Annotated in this window: 3 protein-coding genes and 1 pseudogene; all 4 read left to right on the forward strand. The window is 73.6% G+C overall.

All coding sequences use genetic code 11. The features are described from left to right. A pseudogene (locus JNW87_RS35930) lies at positions 1 to 212 on the forward strand (hypothetical protein); the annotation flags it as partial. Next, positions 209 to 1,777, forward strand: coding sequence for a polyamine aminopropyltransferase (locus JNW87_RS35935; protein ID WP_238455230.1), 1,569 nt, complete (start codon positions 209 to 211; stop codon positions 1,775 to 1,777). The pseudogene JNW87_RS35930 and the gene JNW87_RS35935, both read left to right, overlap by 4 nt. Before the next feature lie 72 nt (positions 1,778 to 1,849). Then, positions 1,850 to 2,848 carry a hypothetical protein gene (locus JNW87_RS35940; RefSeq protein WP_201749501.1) on the forward strand — a complete coding sequence of 333 codons (999 nt, stop codon included), beginning with the start codon at positions 1,850 to 1,852 and terminating at the stop codon, positions 2,846 to 2,848. A 93-nt stretch (positions 2,849 to 2,941) separates the two neighbouring features. Continuing rightward, the gene (locus JNW87_RS35945; RefSeq protein ID WP_238455231.1) at positions 2,942 to 3,742 is read left to right on the forward strand and encodes a hypothetical protein; all 801 of its coding nucleotides are present in this window, start codon (positions 2,942 to 2,944) and stop codon (positions 3,740 to 3,742) included. Positions 3,743 to 3,882: the final 140 nt, after the last annotated feature.

Raw genomic sequence — 3,882 nt, forward strand, 5'->3', positions numbered from 1 at the left:
GCCCGGCCGCCGCGCCAGCCCGCTGCCGGCCGCCGGGCAACGACTTCTGGCGGGACCGCTGGGGCTCGCTGCTCGCCACCGTGGGGCTCCTCCTGCTCGCCGCGCTCTTCGTCGCCGTGGGCGTGGTGCAGCGCCGCCGGCAGCTCCGGGGCGCCGCGCCCGCGCAGCGCGCCGGGGCGGAAGCCGCCGGGCGTACCGGGGAAAAGGCGTGACCACCGACGTGCCGGCGCAGCCGGGCTGGCGGGTCGCCCGCGCGGCGGTCCTGCTCGCGGTCTTCGTCTGCGCGGCCTGCGGCCTGGTCTACGAGCTGGCGCTGGTCGCGCTCGGCAGCTACCTGATCGGTGACGCGGTCGGGCAGGCGTCGATCGTGCTCGGCGTGATGGTCTTCGCGATGGGCGTCGGCGCGCTCGTCGCCAAGCCGTTGCAGTCCCGGGCCGCGGCCGCGTTCGCCGCGATCGAGCTGACCCTCGCGCTGCTCGGCGGGCTCTCCGTGCTCGGCCTCTACGCCGCGTTCGCCTGGCTCGACCTCTACGGCCCGGCGCTGGTCGGCACCGCCTTCGTGCTCGGCCTGCTGATCGGCGCGGAGATCCCGCTGCTGATGGTCATGCTGCAACGCATCCGCGAGCAGTCCGCCGGCAGCGCGGTGGCCGACCTCTTCGCCGCCGACTACGTCGGCGCGCTGCTCGGTGGGCTGGCCTTCCCGTTCCTGCTGATGCCGGTCTTCGGCCAGCTCAGGGGCGCCCTGGTGGTCGGCGTGGTGAACGCGGTGGCCGGCCTCGCGCTGGTCTGCACGGTCTTTCGCCGGGAGTTGAGCCGTCGGGCGCGGCTCGCGCTCGGCGCCGGCTCCGTCGTGGTCGCCCTCTGCCTGGGGTACGCCTGGATCACCGCCGCCGACTTCGAGCTGACCGCCCGGCAGCAGCTGTACCGGGACCCGGTGGTGCACGCCGAGCGCAGCCGCTACCAGGAGATCGTGCTCACCCGGTCGGTGCGCGAGGCCGGCCACGCCGACACCGACCTGCGGCTCTTCCTCAACGGCGACCTCCAGTTCAGCTCCGTCGATGAGTACCGCTACCACGAGTCGCTGGTGCACCCGGCCCTGCGCGGGCCGCGCGGCGAGGTGCTGGTGCTCGGCGCCGGCGACGGGCTCGCGCTCCGGGAGATCCTGAAGTATCCGGACGTGCGCCGGGTGACCGTGGTCGACCTCGACCCGGCGGTGGTGCGGCTGGCGCGCAGCGAGCCGCAGCTGCGCGAGCTGAACCGGAACTCGTTCGCCGACCCCCGGGTCCGGGTGCTCAACGTCGACGCGTTCGGCTGGCTGCGCACCGCCACGGAACGCTTCGACGTGGTGGTGGCCGACCTGCCCGACCCGGACGAGACGGCCACCGCGAAGCTCTACACCGTCGAGTTCTACGCGCTGATCCGCTCGGTGCTCGCCGACGGTGGGCGGCTGGTGGTGCAGTCCGGGTCCCCCTACTTCGCGCCCCGGTCGTACTGGTCGATCGAGCGGTCCGTCCGGGAGGCCGGCTTCGCCACCGTGCCGTACCACGTGGACGTGCCGAGCTTCGGTGACTGGGGGTTCGTGCTGGCCGCGCCGGGGAGCACCCCGCCGGTGCTGGACCTGCCGGCCGACGCCCCGCCGCTGCGCTTCCTCACCCCGGAGGTGCTGCGCGCCGCGGCGACCTTCCCCGCCGACCGGGGCCGGATGGATGTGCCCGCCTCCACCTTGTTGCAGCCCAGGGTGCTGGAGTACGCCCGCGCGGAGTGGCGCGGCTACTAGGTTCGGGGCATGTCGCCCCGGTTGTCGCGTCGCCGCCGTAGACCGCCGGGCGTCGAGTGGCTCCGCAACCGGGTGCCGACCCGGTCGGTGGAGGCGGCCGCGTACCTCGAGGCGTTCGTGCTCTCCGGGGTGGTCACCGTGCTGCTCACCCGGGCGTACCTCCAGGCCACGGGCTATCCGCAACTCGGCGGGGGTGGCCTGCACATCGCGCACGTGCTCTGGGGCGGCCTGCTGATGGCGGTCGGCCTCGGGATCGCGCTGGTCTTCCTCGGAAGTGGGCCCCGGACGGCCGGCGCGATCGTGGGCGGCGTCGGCTTCGGGCTCTTCATCGACGAGGTGGGCAAGCTCGTCACCGCCCGGACCGACTACTTCTACGCCCCGGCCGCCGGCATCATCTACGGCGCGTTCGCCCTGCTGGTCGTGCTCACCCAGGCGGTCCGTGGCCGGGTCCGGTTGACTCCCGCCGAGCGCACCGCGAACGCGCTGGACCTGGTGCTGGGCGGGCTGCCGGGCGGGCTCACCGACCGGCGGCGGGCGGCGGTGCTGCGGCTGGCCCGCGGATCGGGCCCGGCGGCCGAGGCGGCCGTGGCCCGGCTGCTCGACGCGGTACCGCGCCGCGAGCCGCCACCGGTCCGGTTCTGGCAGCGCTGGATCACCCGTTCCCGTCGGGTCGTCGCCTGGCTGACCGCCCGCCGGTGGCTGGTCTACCCGGTGGTGGTCTACCTGGTGGTGGAGCCGGTGGTCACCGTGGCGGCCGTGCTGCTCGCCGGCGTCACCGGCGAGCTGGACCAGCAGCGGGAGTGGGGCGCGGTGCTGGGGACGTCGGTCGCCGCGCTGATCACCGCCGTGCTGAGCGTACGGGCGGCGCTGCGGTTGCGCCGGGACCGGGCCGACGCGTTCCGGCTGTTCAAGCTGGCGCTCCTGGTGGACCTGCTGTTCGGGCAGATCTTCAACTTCACCGTCAACCAGTTCGGGGCGGTCTCCGCCCTCGCCGTCGACCTCTTCCTCCTCGGCGTGGTGACCGCCGAGCACAGCCGGCTCTGCGGGCAGGCACCGGAGTTCGCCGGCTGATCCACGCCCCGCGTCGAAGGTTTCCGCCCGGCGTGGCGTGCCGCGGTGGCCGGGCCTGGTTACGGTGTGCGGGTGATCTAGGGAAGGAGAACCATGGTCGATGCCCATGGCACGCCCACCCGCGCCCGTCCGGGCCTGGTGACGATATCCAGTTGGCTGCTCATCCTGTTCGCCGTCATCCAGGTGGTGAACCTGATCCTGACGATCTCCACCATCGGCACCATCCGGGACGTCCTGCGGGACGCCTACCGCGGCACCGCCGCCGAGCAGGCCGGCGACCTCGCCTACGGCTTCGGCATCGGGCTGGGCGTGCTGACCCTGCTGCTGGCCATCGGGATGGTCGTCCTCGCGCTGCTGAACAACCGTGGCAAGAACGGCGCCCGGATCACCACCTGGGTGCTCGGCGGCATCCTGATCTGCTGCACCGGCGGCAGCCTGGTGAACAACGCGGCCGGTGGGCTGACCAGCGGCGGCAGCACCGGCGACATGCCGAGCGGCGAGGAGATCCAGCGCCGGCTGAACGACGCACTGCCCTCCTGGTACGGCCCGGTCACCACGCTGCTCGGGGTCCTCGGCCTGCTCGCCCTGCTGGTCGCCCTGATCCTGCTGGCGCTGCCGAAGGCCAACGAGTTCTTCCGTAAGCCGCAGCAGGCCTGGGAACCGCCGCTGCCCGGCACCCCGTACCCGGGGCAGCCGTACCCGGGGCAGCCGTACCCCGGCGGCCAGCCCGGCTATCCGCCGGCCTCGGCCCACCCCGCCGAGCCCGGTCCGTGGCAGCCGCCGGCCCCGCCGGCCCCCGGGCAGCCGGGTTCGGACCAACCGGCCCCGGGCCAGCCGGGTGGTCGGGAGGGCGGGACCGAGGGACCGGGGCCCCGGCCGCCATCGGTGAGTTGACGTCCGGATAAGAGCGACGCCGACGATCCCTCCGAGTAGGTGGCAGGTTCAGCCGGTCGTAGCATTTGATCTTGGCGGTTCGGTGGGACAGGATGTTCCGCCGTGCGTGCGATGTTGACCCTGGCTGATCGTGAAGAGAT

The organism is Micromonospora sp. ATA51 (assembly GCF_016802855.1).
GTDB classification, from domain to species: Bacteria; Actinomycetota; Actinomycetes; order Mycobacteriales; family Micromonosporaceae; genus Micromonospora; species Micromonospora sicca.

Excerpts from the sequence above, each read along its gene's own strand:
- JNW87_RS35945 (WP_238455231.1), top strand. The coding sequence starts at position 2,942 with ATGGTCGATGCCCATGGCACGCCCACCCGCGCCCGTCCGGGCCTGGTG.